Source organism: Rhodopseudomonas sp. AAP120 (assembly GCF_001295845.1).
GTDB lineage: Bacteria > Pseudomonadota > Alphaproteobacteria > Rhizobiales > Xanthobacteraceae > Rhodopseudomonas.
The window spans coordinates 84,409-101,831 of record NZ_LJIC01000129.1 but is presented as its reverse complement, the minus strand read 5'-3'; the positions used below and the strand labels follow the sequence as shown (position 1 = coordinate 101,831).

The following is a 17,423-nucleotide window of genomic DNA, read 5'->3' as shown; positions in this document are numbered from 1 at the left end:
GAGTGCCCTCACCCGGATCGCTGCGCGATCCGACCTCTCCCGCAAGCGGGAGAGGTTGCGCCGTGCTCGGCGCGACCTTAGCCAACTACTCGATCGCCGTTGCCCGCTCCACCACGGCCTGCTGGGCGCGGGTTTCGATGGCGCCGCGGCCGCGGGCGGTGCGGACCTGGTTGATCGCCTCGGTCGGCGGCACGCCGAGTTCGACCAGCAGCCTTGCGGCGATCATGCCGGCGCGGCCGAGGCCGCCCTTGCAGTGCACGACGAGGTCGTTGCCGTCGCGCAGCTGCTGCCGGATGGCGCGGCCTTCGATCGCCCAGCGCCGTTCGAACTCCGCGGTCGGCGGGTGATAGTCCGGGATCGGCAGATGCAGCCAGCGCATCGCGCGGCGCTGCACCTCGTCGCCGAGTTGCGGCACGCGGAGCAGCGCCAGTTCGCTCGGCTCCACCAGCGTGATCACCAGAGTGGCGCCCCAATCCCGGATGGCGTCGAGATCGGCGCCGAGGTCGCGCGCCCAGCCGCCGGTCAGCGCGGTGGCGTCGTGCTTGCCGGGGCAGAAGGTGATGCCGATCCGGCCGTGCGCCGGGCTGGCGCGGACTTCGGCGATCTGCAGCGGATGTGTCGCGCTGGTGCGCAGCCCCGTCGGCCGCCGGCTGCGCGGCGCGCCGCCGACGCGCTGCGCCAGATCGTCGCGCCGCGCGATCAGCAGCGCGGTGGTCGCCAATGCGGCGGGCGTGTCGCCGAGTACCTCGGTCACGACCGCGCCGATCGCCGCGTCATCGAGCTTCGCCACCTTGGCGACCGAGGCGGCCAGCGCGTGCGGCGTCATGGCCCCGAACACGCTCGCCGCCACCGCATTGCTGCGCGGATCGCGCAGCGTGTCGAACTCGGTCGCGGACGGGCCGAAATCGCTCTTCGCCGCGCCGCGCGCCCGATACGCCAGCGCGCCGCCCTGGTCGATCCGCAGCACCGCGCCGCTGCGGGTCACCAGCACGTTGTCGAGATCGGCGCCCAGCACGTCGCGATTGCCGAGCCAGGCATCGACGGCGAAGTCCCGGCACACCGCCGCCGCAATGCCGGCATCCGGGCCGGACAGCGCTTCGCCGAGCGAGGCGCCGCGCACCACGGCGCTCGCCACCGCCAGCGTGCCGCCGCGCACCACCAGCTCGACCTCCGCCACCGCGGTGCCGGCCAGAAGGTACAGCCGGTTGGCCAGCAGCTCGTTGCGCGCATGGTGATCGCTCGGCGGCGTCTTGACGTACCAGGCCCGACCGTCGGCATCGGTCATCAGCGCCGCCGGCATCGACCCGGCCTGCCCGCCGATCACCACCCAGCCGGAAGCATCAAGCAAACCCGGATCTCCGCGCTGATCGACCGTCTCGCGTCATGCGATGCCGCGTCCCGCCATGCCCGGCATTGTCGCCGCCGCTCCGGCGATCTCCGTGAGCTGGATCAAACCGCCCGGGACAAGGCCGGCGAGGGGCTAGGCGCGGCCCGTTAACCCCTTCTTAATCTCCGTTAACCAAGCTCGGTTTGTTTCTGTATGTTTCCAAGCCTGCTGAGTCGCGCGCGGCGCTCCGGCAGATGAGCGATTTTATCGGAGGCGCGGATTGCGCCATGGCTGCGATTTCGTCCACGACCAATCAGATCTCGCCGGCCAACGAGCGGCTGTACGGTCTCAGCCGCCTGGTCGGTGAGTGGAAGGGCAAGTGGGCCGGCAACGGCCAGGATGTCGGCTTCAAGGTCGTCAGCATCCGCGGCGCCACCGCGCAGGTCGAATACACCCATCACGGCCGCACCGAGCGCGGCCTCGCCACCGTCAAGGGCGGCACGCTGACGTTCGGCAACGTCACGATCGGCAGCAAGGACGGCAAGACCGCCGCGCTGGTGTTCTCCGCCGGCGGCGGCAAGGCCAGCGCGTATTTGCAGAAGCAGCAGCCCGCGGGCGAGGCCAACATGCTGGTCGGCAGCTGGGGCGGTTCGTCGGACGATACCCAGGGCACGTCGAGCTTCCGCGTGCTGTCGGTCGACGGCAAGGAGGCGAAGGTCCGCACCACCATCAACGGCATCACCCGCGAAGGCACCGGCATCGTCTACAAGAACGTCATCATGTTCGGTCAGGCCCAGCTCTCCACCCAGGACGGCAAGAAGGGCACGATCATTGTCCAGTCCGGCCTGCGCTCCTTCGCCGTCCCGGCCACCAAGTATCCGCCGGCCGACGCCGCGGCGACGGCGACAACCTCGACGGGCGTCAACAAACTCGTATAGCAGCAGATCGCCGTCGCGACGCGTGCACGAAGCCACCCCAAGCCGCAGCGCACCCCCTCTCCCGCTTGCGGGAGAGGGCCGGGGTGAGGGCCACGGGGGGCAGGGAGTCCATTCAAATCCAAGGATCGATAACCGCGGCGCCGGCCCGCTTGAACTCGCTGGTGTCGCGCGTCACGACTGTCAGCCCATGATGTAGCGCGGTGGCGGCGATCAGCAGGTCCGGCTGCGAGAAAGTGTGGCGCGCCTTGCGCCCCTGCTCGGCGAGCAATCGCCACTTCAGCATCACGTCCTCTGACACCTCAAGCACCCGTTGATCGAACATTGGGCGCACGCGGTGGGTGAGCCAATTGTTCAAGTCGGCACGGCGGGACGCGTCGCCGATCTGCTCGATGCCGAAACGCAGCTCGGCCAGCGTGACGACGCTGACATAGAGCAAGTCGAGCGGCTGTGCCGAGACGAAGGCGACCACCTTGCGCTCCGGCTTCGGCCGGCGAAGCTCGGACAACACGTTGGTGTCGAGCAGCCAGCCGGCCACGACCAGCGTCTACAGGTCGACGTCGCGGACCGGCATCCGCGCGCGCTTCGGGGCCAGTTCAAGCTTGCGGTGCGGCGATGCCTGCATCGCTTCGACCAGCGCCGCGCCGCTACGGTTGCCGCTCAGCCGGCGATAATGGTCCGCCGCAACTACCACCACTTCGTCGCGGCCGTGCACGGTCACGACCTGCGGCCCTTCCTCGCGCGCCGACCGCACCACCTCGCTGAACCGCGCCTTGGCATCCTGGAGTTGCCAGCGGCCGGGCCGGGCCCGCGATGTGCGGGGGGGCGATGGAGGGGGCTGCTTCAATCTGGTCATACTGACCAGATTAGGCAGGCGGAGCGGATTTGCAAGGGGCCCAGCGAACTCCCCGAATGGCCGCAATCCCCCAAGCGCCAAGGTGCTGAAGGCCGTCTATCCCCAAGCCGCAGCGCGCTCCCTCTCCCGCTTGCGGGAGAGGGGGTGCCGCGGGGAGTGAGTGCATTCGGCTATCTTCGTGGGGCGAGTCAGCCGAAGGCGCAACGCGCCGATGCGTGCCGTCAATTAAGGAGGCGGATGAAGCTGCGCTCATTCGCCCTACGAGTTATCGACTCGTCCGAACCGCATCCTCGAAAACGACCTTGCTGTGCGATGGATTTTTGAACAGAACAGCCAGGAATTTGTCTGGAAATTCTCTCTCGATCGAGGCAGTCATTCGCGCGTGAACATCATTGCAGAGACGATAGATTGGCGCCGGATCGTTGATCTCGTTCCTGAAATCGCTGATTGTCTTCGACAATCGGTTCAAGCCGTACAGCCGAAAGACAGCGGCTGAGAGAATCCGGTTTCCATGAACAAGAACGCCCCACGACGGACCATCCTTCTTTGATGAACTCTTCTTTCTTCGTTCGATCCATCCATAGATGTGACGGTTCATGGCCGTTGCGTTAAAGGCACGAGCTCCGCTTGTCGAGGGGTTGTAGATCGCGCGGTACGGAGCTTTCTGAAGATCGTTGAAGAACTTCCCGATTCCGGTTTTTGCCTGCACTGCAAGAAGTGGATCGCCAGATGCGCATGCAAGAGCCACAGTGACTTCCATCAGTTCGCAGCTGCTTGCCGAAGGGCTAACCTCCTCGCTACGCAAGAACTGATAGTCAATGCCTTCGACCGCCATCTCCTCCTTGAGTCGCTTCTGCTCGGGGTCTTGCGCAACGAAATCTCGCGATTCTATTCGATTTTGAAGATTATTTGTGCGTGTAACCTCTTTCCCGAAGCCGGCAGGCGCTGATTCAAGGATGATCACTCGGATTGGTACTCTGACCAATCCGAGGTTTGTATCGTTCTCGATGCGTCCAAGGGAGCTGACAGTTTGGGCGCCGTTAACGATCGAGGCGCCTCGAAAACGAAACTGTCCGGCAGATTGAGTTGCGGCCTTGGCTGGGGCAACAATTGCTTCCTCCGCAATCAAGGTGATTCCATTATTGAAATACCAGAATTTCTCGGGCGAGTTGAGTGCGGTCTGTCGGATTTCATTGTTTACGTCGGTTCCTCCGAGCGAGTGACGAATATTGGAGACGACTAAGCTTTTCCCGTGGCGTTTCCACCACGTCTTAAGCTGGTACCCGTCTACAATACCAAAATACGCGACATATGGAGAATTGATGCGAGACCAATCAAGAATCTGTGCCTCAAGAGTGACGTGTCCTCCTTCTGGATCGCTTGCAAGGCGAGTATAGACTTCGCTTAAACCGAGGATTTCCCACGTGACCAGTTCGTGCGGATCAGCACCGTTGAGATCTGATAGCAGTCGTTCAAAATGCAAAGTACTCGGCTTCGCAAGTTGGCTCAGGCCGGTGGTGACGACTACCAGATGGACCGAAGTGCCGGGCGTATTGATTTGAGCGAAGATGTCTTGAAGGCTGGCGTGTAATCGATTGTGGAATGCATCGACACTCTGTTCGATCGCATCGCGGACACCAGTGACAAAGGTCCCAATATCTTTTGCCTCCGGCTCACCAGTGCCCGCGTTGATCCATTTCGACTGGACAAAGACGACGGATTGATCTGATGGATCAAAGTAGGCTGCGTCGATCCCGTTGTCGCCACTCCCATCCCATACTGACTCTGCGGCTAGTTTTGGTGTGCAGCCAGCGACCGTAGAAACGGCTAGGGCAGCCAAGCATCGCGTTAGTATCTTCTGATCTCGCTCCGCGTCTCGCGGGGAGATGTCAGAGACATTCAGGTGCGGCTCGAACAGTTCACGCAGTCGGGCTTTGATTTGATTCACCTTTAGTGATGACATTGCTAGGGATGACATTGCGCCTCACTCGATTTTCAAAGCTTCGATTGAAACGCTATCGGTGCATATATCGATCTTCAATTGTTAGTTGTGATGAGAAGTTGCAATCGACGACGGTATTCGCGGAGGCTTCAGCCACGCTTGCACGATGGTCGATGGATTGTGTTGCGCTTGCTGAGACCCGCTTCATTCGCTCAGCTGAGGTCAGTTCGTAGGGGCGGGTTAATCGAAGGCGTAATCCGTCAATGCGTCATTGATGAAAGTGGCGGATTTCGCGGCGCTAATCCGCTCTACGGGCTGGGAGCTCAGGCCTTCCGCTTCCCCGTGCCTTTGCGATTAATAGCGTCCACTACCTTGGCTCCACCGATCAGAGCACCGATAGCTGTTGTCGCAATCGTCATATTTGCTCCAGCCCACCCCAATGCAGCTACGCCGCCGACGAAGACGGGCAAGCGAATGGCCCAGTCGATGGCGTCGTGCCCGTTCTCTTTCCACCACTTGTCTAGTTCAATTCCAACTTTCGAAACAGTATTTTGGCTATCTTTGATCGAAATTGATCCATCCGCATTGGGTGATTGCCGTGACAACGATTTCGCAATTTGTTCGAATCCCTCTGCAAAAATTTGGAGTAGTTCGATTTGCTTTATCTGGTGTGCGCGAGTTTCCGGATGATTTGCTGGGGTTGATGAGATTTCGGCGATTTCTGTGCGCGCCAAATTCGCAAGCGAAACGGAGAGATTGTAAATTTCATGCCGACGTCGAGCTAGGGGTGAATCCTGCAGACTGTCGTCCGCTTCCATTTTCTTCCAATCAATGTCGTTATTATCAGCCTGAACTAGACGTTCATTCGAAATGTCTATCATGACCGTTAGCGCGGCCAAAAAGTTGCGCAGTTTCGGATTTCGCTTTTCACGTACTACTGTTGAAAAGAAACCAGGACCAAGACCCGCTCTGGCTGCTATCTCGGGATTGCCTATCCGAAGAACGAAAGATGCGTTCTTTGCGATTGCCCAAAATCGCTCAGCTTCATCAGGCCCGTAGAAGCCTCGCGATACCTTTGATCGTAAAGATTCCGCTTCTCGCCGCAGCTCTCGGACTCTTGCCACTTCATCTAGCTGGTCAGGTCTTAGAATAGCACTTCTACCGGTCTTATAATTCAATCGATGCTCCATCAGAATCGAACTGGTGTTCAGTGGATGGAATGGTAACAGGGCAGGAATCGGTCCCGACGAAGACGATACAATCAACGCTTGACTGGCCAAAGAGAGTGTTTATATTCCTAGTCACTCCGCCCCATCGAGGGGCGCGTTGCCGGGACGCTGGTCGTCGCGGGGCGGGGTGCGGCGCCTGCGGGCGTGGGGCAGACGTTGCCTCGCGCACTCGGGACGCTCTGGGTCGCCGTCCGGCCCCACTACGGGGGTCTGCCACTTGTTAGTTGCCTGGACGCGGCACAGGTGAACGGCGGGAAACCGCCGGGATCAAGCGGTGCGGAGTGCATCGCGCCTGTGCCCGGAAGCACGGCCCTGGAGCGAAAAATCGCCGCGGTGGAGCGTCGAAAGGCGTTCCGCGGGATCATCGGGCCGCCGTGTCGGCGCGAAGGTCCTGCGGCTAACTATCAGTTGCGCCTTTCGGCGCTCCGCCGCCCTCGGCTTGGGCGACGACCTCAGCGACAGCGCAGGACGGACGGCTGCGGCGCATCGGCGCCGGGCGACGCCACCGGCTGCGCGGCATCCAGCAACGGAGAGCGGCGATGACGAAGCGATATCCGAAACGGTTCGAGACCAGGGAGATGCGGCGGCAGCGCGAGACGGCGCTCGCCGACGCGGCCCGCGACGACGAGGTCGCGGAGGCCTGCCGGCGCGCGGTGCGACGCGGCACGGCGGTGCATGCGCGGGCCGAGCGGCATTGTCCGATGCGGGTGTGCCGCCGCGCGCGGGCCTGCGTCAGCGACAGCTTCGCCTGCCTGGCGCAGCTGCGCCGCCCGGTGCTGCCGCCGCTCGCCGAAGACCTCGCCGTCGACGCGCTGCATCAGCATCTGTGCGAGGAGGCGGAGGTGCGCAGGTGAGGGCGCAGGCGATGGGCGGGAGCGCGCTGCGAACCTACGCTGCGATCGGCGCGGAGGTGCCCCGTTCTCTGTCCGTCATCCTCCGCGAACGCGGAGGATCCAGTATCGCAGAGAGCCGGCGTTCAGCCGCGCGCGCTCTGGAATACTGGGTCGCCCGCCTGCGCGGGCGATGACGGTGGGGAGTGGGGCGGTGCGGCGAGCGAACCGCGAGGGTCGCGCGAGCTGGCGATGGGTTTCGCCGCGCTCAACCCATCCTGCGGAGTGGCGCCTCGCGCTGTGGGAGAGGCGCCAGGGCGCCCGCTCAGAAGCCTTCTTCGTCCTCGTCGTCGTGCTTCTTGCCGCCGATGGTCTTGAGCTTGGCGAACACGGCGTCGACGTTGAGGTCGTCTTCGCTCTTGCCCGAAGACGGCTCGTATTCGTCCTTGCGGGTGGTCTCGGAGGCCGGCAGCAGGGTCGCGCCGCCATATTGCTGGTCGGCAGGCTTCTCCTTGGCGGCGCGCTGCACCTCGAAGTCGAGGTCGAGCTGCGAGCACAGGCCGAGCGTCACCGGGTCCATCGGCGTCAGCGTCGCGGCGTTCCAGTGCGTGCGGTCACGCACAGAGGCGATCGTGGTCTTGGTGGTGCCGACCAGACGCATGATCTGGGCGTCCTTGAGTTCCGGATGATTGCGCACCAGCCACAGGATCGCGCTCGGGCGCTCATGGCGACGCGACACCGGGGTGTAGCGCGGGCCCTTCTTCTTGGCGGCCTGCGGCAGCACCACCTTGCTCTCGGCGAGCTTGAGGCGGTATTCCGGGTCCTTCTCGCCCTTCTCGATCTCGTCGCGGGTGAGCTGGCCGGTCGAAATCGGGTCCATGCCCTTGATGCCCTGGGCGGCGTCGCCGTCGGCGATCGCCTGGATCTCCAGCGGGTGCATCTTGGTGAAGTCGGCGACCTGGTCGAACGACAACGCCGTGTTGTCGAGCAGCCAGACGGCGGTGGCCTTCGGCATCAGCGGTGCGTTGCTCATGGCAAATCTCCTTTGTCCCTTGCCCCTGGGACTTCTGAGGCAAGGCGGGTCATCGGCGATGACGGGAATTGGCGCTTATATATGCTGCCTGAGGCGATACGCGCAATGGTCCTGCTAAAGTGCAGCCGCCAACGGCCTTGACAGGACCGCAATGCCGTCCCAATTCCTTGACCAAGACGAAACACTCGCAACGCCCCGAGGTGTTGCCGGTGGCCGCCGCCGGCGGCATGTGGGCAAGCTTCCCGGATCGCGTAAAAATGCTGGCCAAACCGCCTCTGAAGATCGTGCTTTGCTCGCCGCGCGGCTTCTGCGCCGGGGTGGTGCGGGCGATCGACACCGTCGAGCGTGCGCTGGCGCTCTATGGCGCCCCGGTCTATGTCCGGCACGAGATCGTCCACAATAAATACGTGGTGGACAGCCTGCGCGCCAAGGGCGCGATTTTCGTCGAGGAACTCGAGGAAATTCCGGCCACCTCGGCGCCGGTGGTGTTCTCGGCCCATGGCGTGCCGAAGTCGGTGCCGGAAGACGCCATCAAGCGCAATTTCTTCTCGGTGGACGCCACCTGCCCGCTGGTCACCAAGGTGCACCGCGAGGCGGCGATCCATTTCAAGCGCGGCCGCGAGATCCTCTTGATCGGCCATTCGCATCATCCGGAAGTGGTCGGCACGCTCGGCCAGCTGCCGGCCGGCGCGGTGACGCTGATCGAGACCGCGGCGGATGCCGCCAGCTTCACCCCGAAGGACCCGAACAATCTCGCCTTCGTGACCCAGACCACTCTGTCGATCGACGATACCGCCGGGATCGTGGCGATCCTGCGCGACCGCTTCCCGAACATCTCCGGGCCGCACAAGGAAGACATCTGCTACGCCACCACCAACCGCCAGGCGGCGGTGAAGAAGGTGGCGCCGGTGGTCGACGCCATGATCGTGGTCGGCGCGCCGAATTCGTCGAACTCGCAGCGGCTGCGCGAAGTCGCCGAGCGCGAGGGCTGCAGGGTGTCGGTGCTGGCGCAGCGCGCCTCCGATATCGACTGGGCGCAGTTCGAGGGTATCACCAGCCTCGGCCTCACCGCCGGCGCCTCGGCCCCCGAGGTGATCGTCGAGGAGATCATGGGTGCCTTTGCCGAGCGTTTCGAACTCAGCGTCGAGACGGTGTCGGCCGCCGAGGAGAACGAGTTCTTCCCGCTGCCGCGCGTGCTGCGCCCGGACGCCGCCGCCGAGTAGCGGCGTTTGGCGGGGAGGGGCCTGGCCGCCCTTTCATTGCCGGCCGCATTGGTCTACCAAACCGCCACGATTCCTCGCTGACCAGGACACGCCATGGCGGTCTACACCGACGTCGCCGCCGACGACCTCGCCGATTTTCTCGCGTCCTACGACATCGGCGACCTGCTGTCCTACAATGGCATCGCCGAGGGCGTCGAGAACTCCAACTTCCTGCTGCACACCTCGCGCGGCAACTACATCCTGACGCTGTACGAGAAGCGCGTCGCCTCCGACGACCTGCCGTATTTCCTGTCGCTGATGGCACATCTCGCCGCGCGCGGCGTCAGCTGCCCGCAGCCGGAAAAGGCCCGCGACGGCACGATCTGCGGCACGCTGTCCGGCCGGCCGGCGGTGATCATCAATTTCCTCGAAGGTGTCTGGCCGCGCCGTCCGACCGTCGTGCACTGCGCCGGCGTCGGCGAGGCGCTGGCCCGGATGCATCTCGCCGGTCTCGATTTTCCGCATTTTCGCAGCAACCCGCTGTCGGTCTCCGGCTGGCGGCCGCTGTTCAACATGGCGGCGTCGCGGGCCGACGAAATCCAGCCCGGGCTGCGCGATTTCATCGCCGCCGAGCTTTCGCATCTCGAGGGTTGCTGGCCGCAGCAATTGCCGACCGGCGTGATCCATGCCGATCTGTTTCCCGACAACGTCTTCTTCATCGGCGACCAATTGTCCGGGCTGATCGACTTCCCGTTCTCGTGCAACGACATCCTGGCCTACGACGTGGCGATCTGCCTGAACGCCTGGTGCTTCGAGCCGGACCTCGCCTTCAACGCCACCAAGGCGCGGGCGCTGCTCAGCGCCTATCAGCGCGCCCGGCCGCTGAGCCAGGCCGAGCAGGCCGCGCTGCCGCTGCTGGCCCGCGGCGCCGCGCTGCGCTTCCTGCTGACCCGGCTGGTGGACTATCTCGACGTGCCGGAAGGCGCGCTGGTCAAGCCGAAAGATCCGCTGGAATACGTCCGCAAGCTGCGCTTCCAGCAAACTGTCGCCACCATCCGCGATTACGGTGTCGAAGCTGCGGGAGCGGTGGCATGAGCGACGAGGCCAAGCCGGTCATCATCCACACCGACGGCGCCTGCTCGGGCAACCCCGGCCCCGGGGGGTGGGGGGCCATCCTGAAATTCGGCGACGTCGAAAAAGAGCTCAAAGGCGGCGAGCCGCAAACGACAAACAATCGCATGGAGCTGCTTGCGGCGATCTCGGCGCTCGAAGCGCTGACGCGGCCGTGCACGGTGGATCTCTATACCGACAGCCAATACGTCAAGAACGGTATCGGCAGCTGGATCCACAATTGGAAGCGCAACGGCTGGAAGACTGCCGACAAGAAGCCGGTCAAGAACGTCGACCTCTGGCAACGCCTCGACGCCGCACTGAAGAGCCACAGCATTCGCTGGCACTGGGTCAAAGGCCACGCCGGCCACGCGGAAAACGAGCGAGCCGATCAGCTGGCGCGGGATGGGCTGGCGGAAAACCGGATGAAGGCGCGGGTGAGGTAACAGGGTCCTCATGGTGAGGAGGCGCGTAGCGCCGTGTCGAACCATGAGCTGGTAGTCCGCCGTGCTCTCGGCCATCCTTCGAGACGCCCGACTCCGCTCTGCGAGCGAAGCCGGGCTCCTCAGGATGAGGTCAGGGCGCGTAACTAATTAGAGCTGCCCGAGCAGCGTGTCGCCGCCGGAGACTTCGACCTTGCCGGGGTTCGGCTCGAGGTTGAGAGTTTTCACCACGCCGTCGTCGACCACCATCGAATAGCGCAGCGAACGGGTGCCGAGGCCGAAGCCCGAACCGTCCATTTCCATGCCGATCGCCTTGGTGAATTCGGCATTGCCGTCGGCCAGGAAGATCGCTTCGTCGCGCTGGTCGGTGTCACGCTTCCAGGCGTTCATCACGAAGGCGTCGTTGACCGAGACGATCGCGATGGTGTCGACGCCCTTGTCCTTGATCGCATAGGCGTTGAGGAAGATGCTCGGCACGTGCATCTTGTGGCAGGTTCCGGTGTAAGCGCCGGGCACGGCGAACAGCGCGACCTTCTTGCCCTTGAAGATGTCGTCGGTGGTCTTGGTCTGAACTCCGTCCTCGGTCATGACGCGGAACGTCGCGCCGGGCAAACGGTCGCCAACCTTTATGGTCATCTGTCTCTCCCTGAAAAGGTGCGACCGGTTCTAGCCCGCGGCAATGACACTGACAATATTCGGGCGGCTGCGGGCGCGACGGTCTCGCCTCAAGGTCTGGCTATCAAGGGAGAGACCTCTGCCTCAAAGTTCGTCATTCCGGGGCGCTCGCACTTGGCGAGCGAACCCGGAATCTCGCCCTTTCGGAGAAGCATCATCGCGGAGCGCTCCGAGATTCCGGGCTCGCGAGCTACGCTCGCGCCCGGAATGACGTGCCCGAGGCTGACAGCGTCAAGCCGCGGCCTGACCCTTCTTCTCGTCGCGCAACTCACGGCGCAGGATCTTGCCGACATTGGTCTTCGGCAAGGTGGTGCGGAATTCGATCTTGCGCGGCACCTTGTAGTTCGTCAGCTCGGTGTGACAGAATTTGATGATGTCCTCGGCGGTGACATCGGGATCTTTCTTCACCACGAACGCCTTGACGGATTCGCCGGTGCGCTCGTCCGGAATGCCGATCACGGCGCATTCCAGCACGCCGGGATGGCTGGCGATCACTTCCTCGACCTCGTTCGGATAGACGTTGAAGCCGGAGACCAGGATCATGTCCTTCTTGCGATCGACGATCTTGGTGAAGCCATCAGGGCTCATGATGCCGACGTCGCCGGTGCGGAAATAACCGTCGGCGGTCATCACCAAAGCGGTTTCGTCCGGGCGGTTCCAATAGCCCGACATCACCTGCGGGCCCTTGGCGCAGATTTCGCCGGCGGTGCCGAACGGCACTTCCTTGCCCTCGTCGTCGCGGATCGACAGATAGGTCGACGGCACCGGAATTCCGATGGTGCCGTTGAACTCGGTGACGGTCGCGGGGTTGCAGGTCAGCACCGGCGCGGTTTCCGACAGGCCGTAGCCTTCGGCGATCGGGCAGCCGGTCATCTTCAGCCAGGATTCGGCGACCGGCCGCTGCACCGCCATGCCGCCGCCGTTCGAGATCTTCAGCTTGGAGAAGTCCAGCTTGTCGAAGCCCGGCGCGTGCAGCAGGCCGTTGTACAGCGTGTTGACGGCGGGGAAGCTGTTGACCTGATACTTCGACAGTTCCTTGATGAAGCCGGGAATGTCGCGCGGGTTGGGGATCAGCAGGTTAACGCCGCCGGCGCGCATGCCGAGCAGGTAGCAGGCGGTCAGCGCGAAGATATGATACAACGGCAGCGCGCAGACGATGAACAGCTGATCGACCTTCGGCGGCTTGTCCAGCGCCGGCTGCAGCCAGGCGTCGTTCTGCAGGACGTTGGCCACCACGTTGCTGTGCAGCAGCGTCGCGCCCTTGGACACGCCCGTCGTGCCGCCGGTGTATTGCAGGAAGGCGACGTCACTCGGGCCGATCACGGGCTTGGTGAATGTCTGGTTGCGCCCCGCCGAGACCGCGTCGTTGTAGCTGACGGCGCCCGGCAGCGAATAGGCCGGGACCATCTTCTTCACTTTGCGGACGACGAGATTGACGATCACGCCCTTGAAGCCGAGCAGGTCGCCCATGGTGGCGACGATGATGTGCTTGACGGGCGTCCTGGCGATCACCTGCTCGACGGTGTGGGCGAAATTCTCCAGCACGATGATGGCTTCGGCGCCCGAGTCCTTGAGCTGGTGCTCGAGCTCGCGCGGCGTATAAAGCGGGTTGACGTTGACGACGGCGAAGCCGGCGCGCAGCACGGCGGCGATCGCCACCGGATATTGCAGCACGTTGGGCATCATCAGCGCGACGCGCGCGCCCTTCTGCAGACCCTTGCCCTGCAGATAGGCGCCGAGCGCCACCGACATCTCGTCGAGTTCGCGATAGGTGATGGCCTTGTCCATGCAGATGAAGGCCTTGCGGTCACGGAAGCTCTTGAAGCTCTCTTCGAACAGTTCGACCAGCGATGGGTAGCGCGTGACGTCGATGTCTGCCGGCACGCCCGGCGGGTAGTGCTTGAGCCAGATCCGCTCCATGGTCTTTTCCTCACATCGCCGGAAGCGCGAAGCCCCGCGTTATTGATTGTTACACATCGCCCTGCCGCGGCGAATTGGCCGAAAGGCGCGGCAAGTCGGGGCTGTCGAGTGCCAGCCACATACTACTGAGCGAGTATTGGGGGAAGCGCCGGCCGAACGCAAGCTGACCGGCCGCCGCACGCAGCCGGCCGTCAAGCGAAGTTAACACCGGACGGCAGCGGCCGATCCGCGCAGCCTCAGGTGCCCGGCTTGGCCTCGCTGGTGGCATTCGCAGCCGGCTTCGCGGCCGCCTTCGGCTTGGGCTTGGCGGCCGGCTTGTCGGCTCCGGCCTCGGGCTTGGTGCTGGCGTGCTTGGGCGCCGCGGGCTTCGCCGCAGCCGGCTTGGTGGCGGACTTGGGCTTGGCGGTGTCCTTGGGCTTGGTGGTATCAATCGTCACCGAGGTCCGCCCGTTCGATTTCTCGCCGGTGGCGGCCTCCTTGGACTCTGCCGCGGGCTTGGCGCCCTTCTTCTTCGCGGTCTTCTTCTTTTTGCCTTCGGCAGCCTGCTGATCGGCATCCTGTGCGGCGGCGGCAATCAGGGCTGCGCCGGTTCGGGTCGGGCCGGTGTAGACTTGGATCGGTTCGGTCGGGGCAGGTGCAGCGGCGATCATGTCGACCGGGCGCAGCGCTGGCGGCGAGAACATCGACAGCGCGGTTTCCCCGGCGGCGATCACGCCGGCGACCTGCTCGTCCTCGTCGCTGGCTGGGCGCTTGCGCTTGGGACCGCACATCTCGTCGCGCAGGTTCGGCGGGGTGGCGTCGATCGGCGCGAGATTGTCGACGGTGCCGAGTGAAGGCGTCAGCCATGCCAGCGTGTTGGCGGAGAAGCCGCGCTCCAGCAGTTGTGCCGCTTTCACGGCGCGGTCCTGGCCGGAGTTGGCGCCGAGCACGACCGCGATCAGTCGCCGGCCGTTACGGGTGGCGCTGGCGACCAGGTTATAGCCCGAGGCGCAAATGAACCCGGTCTTGAAGCCGTCCGCGCCGGGATAGCGGCCGATCAGCTTGTTGAAGTTATACGTCACGCGCTTGCCGAACCGGATCGCCGGAATGTGGACGAAGTACTCGTATTCCGGCAGGTCGCGGATCACCGCGCGGGCCAGGATCGCCAGGTCCCGCGCAGAGGTGACCTGACCGTCGGCGGGCAGGCCGTTCGGATTGACGTAGTGGGTCTGCGTCATGCCGAGCCGCTGCGCGGTGGCATTCATCATTTCCGAGAAGCCGTCGATCGAGCCGCCGACGCCTTCGGCCAGCACCACGGCCATGTCGTTGGCCGACTTCACCATCATCATCTTCAGGGCGTTGTCGACGGTGAGTTGCGTGCCGGGACGGAAGCCCATCTTGGAGGGCGACTGCGACGCGGCGACCGGCGAAACCGTCAGCAGCGAGTCGAGCGTGAGCCGACCTTCCTTCACCGCCTTCAGCGTGACATAGGCGGTCATGATCTTGGTGACTGACGCCGGATACCACGGATAGGTGGCGTTCTCCGCCTGCAACACCTTGCCGGTGTCGGCTTCGATCAGCAGCAGCGCCTCGGCGGAGGCCAGCCGCGGCAACGCCGTCAGCCCGAGCAGGGTGGCGAGGAGGATCCAGAACAGCGATGATCTGCGAGGCTGCGCGGTGAAGAAAGGCACTATCCGATTCCGGTCCTTTGAGATCCGTCCGAGGCAGACGAAGTCTTTACGGGTTGACGTTCGGGTTCAGGCGTTGGCCCAGCAGACCCGACCCTATACCGGCTTGTGCTCGTCGAACAGAGCTAGGCGGCGGTTAATCGGGGATGAAAGGGGCCGAAATTCGGCGGTGCTCAGAGCTGGGAAGCATTGTCGCCGGCGACGGTTGCGACAGCGGCCCGCGCGTCCTCCTGCACCATGAACTGTGCCCGCGCGAGCTCAGCGAAGTGGCCCCGCTGCGCCACCAGTTCTTCGAAGGTTCCGCTTTCGATCACCTTTCCGTTCTCGAAGACGAGAATGCGGGTGGCGTGGCGGATCGTGGACAGCCGGTGCGCGATGACGAAGGTGGTGCGGCCTTTCATCAGCTCGTCGAGGGCGAGGTTGACCTTGGCCTCGGTCACTGCATCGAGGGCCGAGGTCGCCTCGTCGAGGATCAGGATCGGCGGATCCTTGAGCAAGGCGCGGGCGATCGACAGCCGCTGGCGTTCTCCACCCGACAGCATCCGGCCGCGCTCGCCCGCGTTCGTGTCGAAGCCGAGTTCGCTGCGCTCGATGAAGTGCAAGGCCTGCGCGCGCTCGGCAGCCTGGCGAAGTTCCGCGTCGGTCGCATCGGGCTTGCCGACGCGCAGGTTGTCGGCGATCGAGCGGTTGAACAGCAGCGCCTCCTGGAACACCACGCCGATGTTGCGGCGGAGTCCGGCCAGCGTCAGGCCGCGCACATCCATGCCGTCGATCTTCACCGTGCCGGACTGCGGATCGAAGGCGCGATGCAGCAGCGCGATCGCGGTGGATTTGCCGGCGCCGGTGGCGCCGACCAGCGCGATGGTCTGGCCCGGCAGCGCGGTCAGCGTCAGGTCCTCGACCGCCGGGCGCTTGCCGTCGTAGGAGAACGAGACGTGGTCGAACTCGACCAGTCCGGTGAGACGGCCTGGATCGATGGCGTCAGGCCGGTCACGCACCGCCGGCACGGCATCGAACACGCCGATGAATTCCTGCAGCCGCGGTGCTTCCATCATCAGATTGTTGATGAAGCTCACCACCTGCTCGAGCCGCTGGATCAGCAGCGTGGCGAACGACACGAACATCACGATCTCGCCGACGCTGGTGAGCCCCTGCTGATTGAGCCAGATGCCGAGCGCGAAGATCGCCAGCACCGTGATGGTGGTCGAGGCGCGGGTGATCACGGTGACCAGCGCCCACCACGACAGCACCGGCATCTGCGCGGCAAGCAGCTTGTCGGCGACGAAGCGCAGCCCCTGCACCTCGGCATCGATCCGCACGAAGCTCTGCACCAGCGCGACGTTGCCGAGCGCGTCGGAGGCGCGGGCGGAGAGGTCGCTGTACTGCTCCTCGACCTCGTTCTGCATGCCGTAGGTCTTGCGCACCACCAGCGTCGTCAGCACCGTGAACACGCCGCACAGCACGAACAGCAGCAGCGCCAGCCGCCAGTTGATGTATAGCGACAGCGGCAGCAGCACGAGCAGCGACAGCACCGCTGCGAAGTGCTCGCGGAAGAAGCCGAGCCAGACCCGCCACAGCGCGTCGGTGCCCTGCAGCATCACCTTCATCAGCCGGCCCGAATGGGTGCCGGTGTGGAAGGTCAGCGGCAATTGCAGAATGTGCTCGAAATAGCTGGTGAGGATCACCTGGCGCTGGCGATGCGCCAGCCGGTCGGCATGCAGCGCGACGGCGGCCGAGCAGACGATGGTGAACAGGCCGAACGAGGCCCAGGCGGCGAGCAGCGGCCACGGCGAGCGCGTCTCCGGCACCAGTGCGCCGGTGGCCAGGTTGCCGCTCATGACGTCGACGATCCGGCCGAACAGCACCGGCTCGGCGAACTGCGCGACCGCCAGCAACAGATTGGCGATCGCCAGGATCCAGCCGAGCCGCGCCTCCTTGCCGAGCAGACCGAGCACGCGGGTGTAGAGACGTAGCAGCGACATCGACCGCCCCCGAACGATGAAACGCTAGGATTAGATGATTTGCCGCGGCGGCGGAATGTGCGTCGGCGGACTGAAAAGCGGGGCTGACACGGAACGGGCTCCCTGAAGACGGTCTCGGCCGGCCGTCGCGCAGGGCGGCATGGTGCCGCAGCCGCTCCGGAAAATCGATTCGAAGGCCGCCGAAACCACCTCCAGACGACCTGGAAACGCCCACGCAACAGGCCTTTGGTGCAGCTTATACCGCAGGTCAAGCTGCGGAAATCAAAATGGGA

15 protein-coding genes are annotated in these 17,423 nt (G+C 64.2%); 5 read left to right on the top strand and 10 right to left on the bottom strand.

All coding sequences use genetic code 11. The features are described 5' to 3' along the window. Nucleotides 1–85: 85 nt before the first annotated feature. Nucleotides 86–1,348, bottom strand: coding sequence for a cyclin-dependent kinase inhibitor 3 family protein (locus tag IP86_RS29460; protein ID WP_245290681.1), 1,263 nt, complete (start codon nucleotides 1,346–1,348; stop codon nucleotides 86–88). Nucleotides 1,349–1,614: 266 nt separating this feature from the next. Here IP86_RS29460 and IP86_RS20090 point away from each other — a divergent pair, with 266 nt between their 5' ends. Beyond that, nucleotides 1,615–2,265 carry a hypothetical protein gene (locus IP86_RS20090; RefSeq protein WP_054164207.1) on the top strand — a complete coding sequence of 217 codons (651 nt, stop codon included), beginning with the start codon at nucleotides 1,615–1,617 and terminating at the stop codon, nucleotides 2,263–2,265. 112 nt (nucleotides 2,266–2,377) lie between these two features. Here the strand turns inward: IP86_RS20090 and IP86_RS20085 are convergent, their stop codons facing one another. The 4 genes from IP86_RS20085 to IP86_RS28825 all read right to left on the bottom strand — a co-directional run bounded on the left by IP86_RS20085 (nucleotide 2,378) and on the right by IP86_RS28825 (nucleotide 6,238). Then, nucleotides 2,378–2,800: a type II toxin-antitoxin system VapC family toxin gene (locus IP86_RS20085; protein ID WP_054164197.1), complete on the bottom strand. Its 423-nt coding sequence runs from the start codon at nucleotides 2,798–2,800 to the stop codon at nucleotides 2,378–2,380. Nucleotides 2,801–2,809: 9 nt separating this feature from the next. Further along, the gene (locus IP86_RS20080) at nucleotides 2,810–3,118 is read right to left on the bottom strand and encodes a type II toxin-antitoxin system Phd/YefM family antitoxin (RefSeq protein WP_054164196.1); all 309 of its coding nucleotides are present in this window, start codon (nucleotides 3,116–3,118) and stop codon (nucleotides 2,810–2,812) included. 265 nt (nucleotides 3,119–3,383) lie between these two features. Continuing rightward, nucleotides 3,384–5,096, bottom strand: a complete 1,713-nt coding sequence (locus IP86_RS20075) for an AIPR family protein (protein WP_054164195.1) — start codon at nucleotides 5,094–5,096, stop codon at nucleotides 3,384–3,386. 287 nt (nucleotides 5,097–5,383) lie between these two features. Further along, on the bottom strand, nucleotides 5,384–6,238 hold the full coding sequence (locus tag IP86_RS28825) for a hypothetical protein (protein ID WP_156332569.1): 855 nt from the start codon (nucleotides 6,236–6,238) through the stop codon (nucleotides 5,384–5,386). A 590-nt stretch (nucleotides 6,239–6,828) separates the two neighbouring features. On the opposite strand from IP86_RS28825, the gene IP86_RS20070 reads away from it, so the two are divergent. After that, nucleotides 6,829–7,143: a hypothetical protein gene (locus tag IP86_RS20070; protein WP_054164194.1), complete on the top strand. Its 315-nt coding sequence runs from the start codon at nucleotides 6,829–6,831 to the stop codon at nucleotides 7,141–7,143. A gap of 301 nt (nucleotides 7,144–7,444) precedes the next feature. Here the strand turns inward: IP86_RS20070 and IP86_RS20065 are convergent, their stop codons facing one another. Beyond that, entirely contained in the window at nucleotides 7,445–8,152 is a 708-nt protein-coding gene (locus IP86_RS20065; protein ID WP_054164193.1) for a DUF1013 domain-containing protein, read from the bottom strand. Nucleotides 8,153–8,409: 257 nt separating this feature from the next. Here IP86_RS20065 and ispH point away from each other — a divergent pair, with 257 nt between their 5' ends. From ispH to rnhA, 3 genes are all read left to right on the top strand, one after another. Further along, complete coding sequence (gene ispH / locus IP86_RS20060) at nucleotides 8,410–9,375, top strand: 4-hydroxy-3-methylbut-2-enyl diphosphate reductase (protein WP_054164192.1); 966 nt, start codon at nucleotides 8,410–8,412, stop codon at nucleotides 9,373–9,375. Nucleotides 9,376–9,468: 93 nt separating this feature from the next. Further along, a complete protein-coding gene (locus tag IP86_RS20055) occupies nucleotides 9,469–10,449 on the top strand; it encodes a homoserine kinase (protein WP_054164191.1) in 981 nt (326 codons plus the stop codon). Continuing rightward, nucleotides 10,446–10,910 (top strand): ribonuclease HI, encoded by a 465-nt coding sequence (rnhA, locus tag IP86_RS20050; RefSeq protein ID WP_054164190.1) that lies wholly within the window; start codon nucleotides 10,446–10,448, stop codon nucleotides 10,908–10,910. The genes IP86_RS20055 and rnhA overlap by 4 nt, the downstream gene beginning before the upstream one ends. Before the next feature lie 147 nt (nucleotides 10,911–11,057). On the opposite strand, the gene IP86_RS20045 is transcribed toward rnhA, so the two are convergent. The 4 genes from IP86_RS20045 to IP86_RS20030 form a co-directional block, all read right to left on the bottom strand. Beyond that, nucleotides 11,058–11,543 carry a peroxiredoxin gene (locus tag IP86_RS20045; protein WP_054164189.1) on the bottom strand — a complete coding sequence of 162 codons (486 nt, stop codon included), beginning with the start codon at nucleotides 11,541–11,543 and terminating at the stop codon, nucleotides 11,058–11,060. A gap of 270 nt (nucleotides 11,544–11,813) precedes the next feature. Further along, nucleotides 11,814–13,502, bottom strand: coding sequence for a long-chain fatty acid--CoA ligase (locus IP86_RS20040; RefSeq protein ID WP_054164188.1), 1,689 nt, complete (start codon nucleotides 13,500–13,502; stop codon nucleotides 11,814–11,816). A gap of 236 nt (nucleotides 13,503–13,738) precedes the next feature. Further along, nucleotides 13,739–15,172, bottom strand: coding sequence for a D-alanyl-D-alanine carboxypeptidase family protein (locus IP86_RS20035; RefSeq protein ID WP_054164187.1), 1,434 nt, complete (start codon nucleotides 15,170–15,172; stop codon nucleotides 13,739–13,741). Nucleotides 15,173–15,342: 170 nt separating this feature from the next. After that, nucleotides 15,343–17,151, bottom strand: a complete 1,809-nt coding sequence (locus tag IP86_RS20030; protein ID WP_054164186.1) for a glucan ABC transporter ATP-binding protein/ permease — start codon at nucleotides 17,149–17,151, stop codon at nucleotides 15,343–15,345. Nucleotides 17,152–17,423 lie beyond the last annotated feature (272 nt).

Coding starts and splice junctions, on each gene's coding strand:
- IP86_RS20090 (WP_054164207.1), top strand. CDS start 1,615: ATGGCTGCGATTTCGTCCACGACCAATCAGATCTCGCCGGCCAACGAG.
- IP86_RS20080 (WP_054164196.1), bottom strand. CDS start 3,118: ATGACCAGATTGAAGCAGCCCCCTCCATCGCCCCCCCGCACATCGCGG.
- IP86_RS20075 (WP_054164195.1), bottom strand. CDS start 5,096: ATGTCATCCCTAGCAATGTCATCACTAAAGGTGAATCAAATCAAAGCC.
- IP86_RS20070 (WP_054164194.1), top strand. CDS start 6,829: ATGACGAAGCGATATCCGAAACGGTTCGAGACCAGGGAGATGCGGCGG.
- IP86_RS20065 (WP_054164193.1), bottom strand. CDS start 8,152: ATGAGCAACGCACCGCTGATGCCGAAGGCCACCGCCGTCTGGCTGCTC.
- ispH (WP_054164192.1), top strand. CDS start 8,410: ATGCTGGCCAAACCGCCTCTGAAGATCGTGCTTTGCTCGCCGCGCGGC.
- IP86_RS20055 (WP_054164191.1), top strand. CDS start 9,469: ATGGCGGTCTACACCGACGTCGCCGCCGACGACCTCGCCGATTTTCTC.
- rnhA (WP_054164190.1), top strand. CDS start 10,446: ATGAGCGACGAGGCCAAGCCGGTCATCATCCACACCGACGGCGCCTGC.
- IP86_RS20045 (WP_054164189.1), bottom strand. CDS start 11,543: ATGACCATAAAGGTTGGCGACCGTTTGCCCGGCGCGACGTTCCGCGTC.
- IP86_RS20040 (WP_054164188.1), bottom strand. CDS start 13,502: ATGGAGCGGATCTGGCTCAAGCACTACCCGCCGGGCGTGCCGGCAGAC.
- IP86_RS20030 (WP_054164186.1), bottom strand. CDS start 17,151: ATGTCGCTGCTACGTCTCTACACCCGCGTGCTCGGTCTGCTCGGCAAG.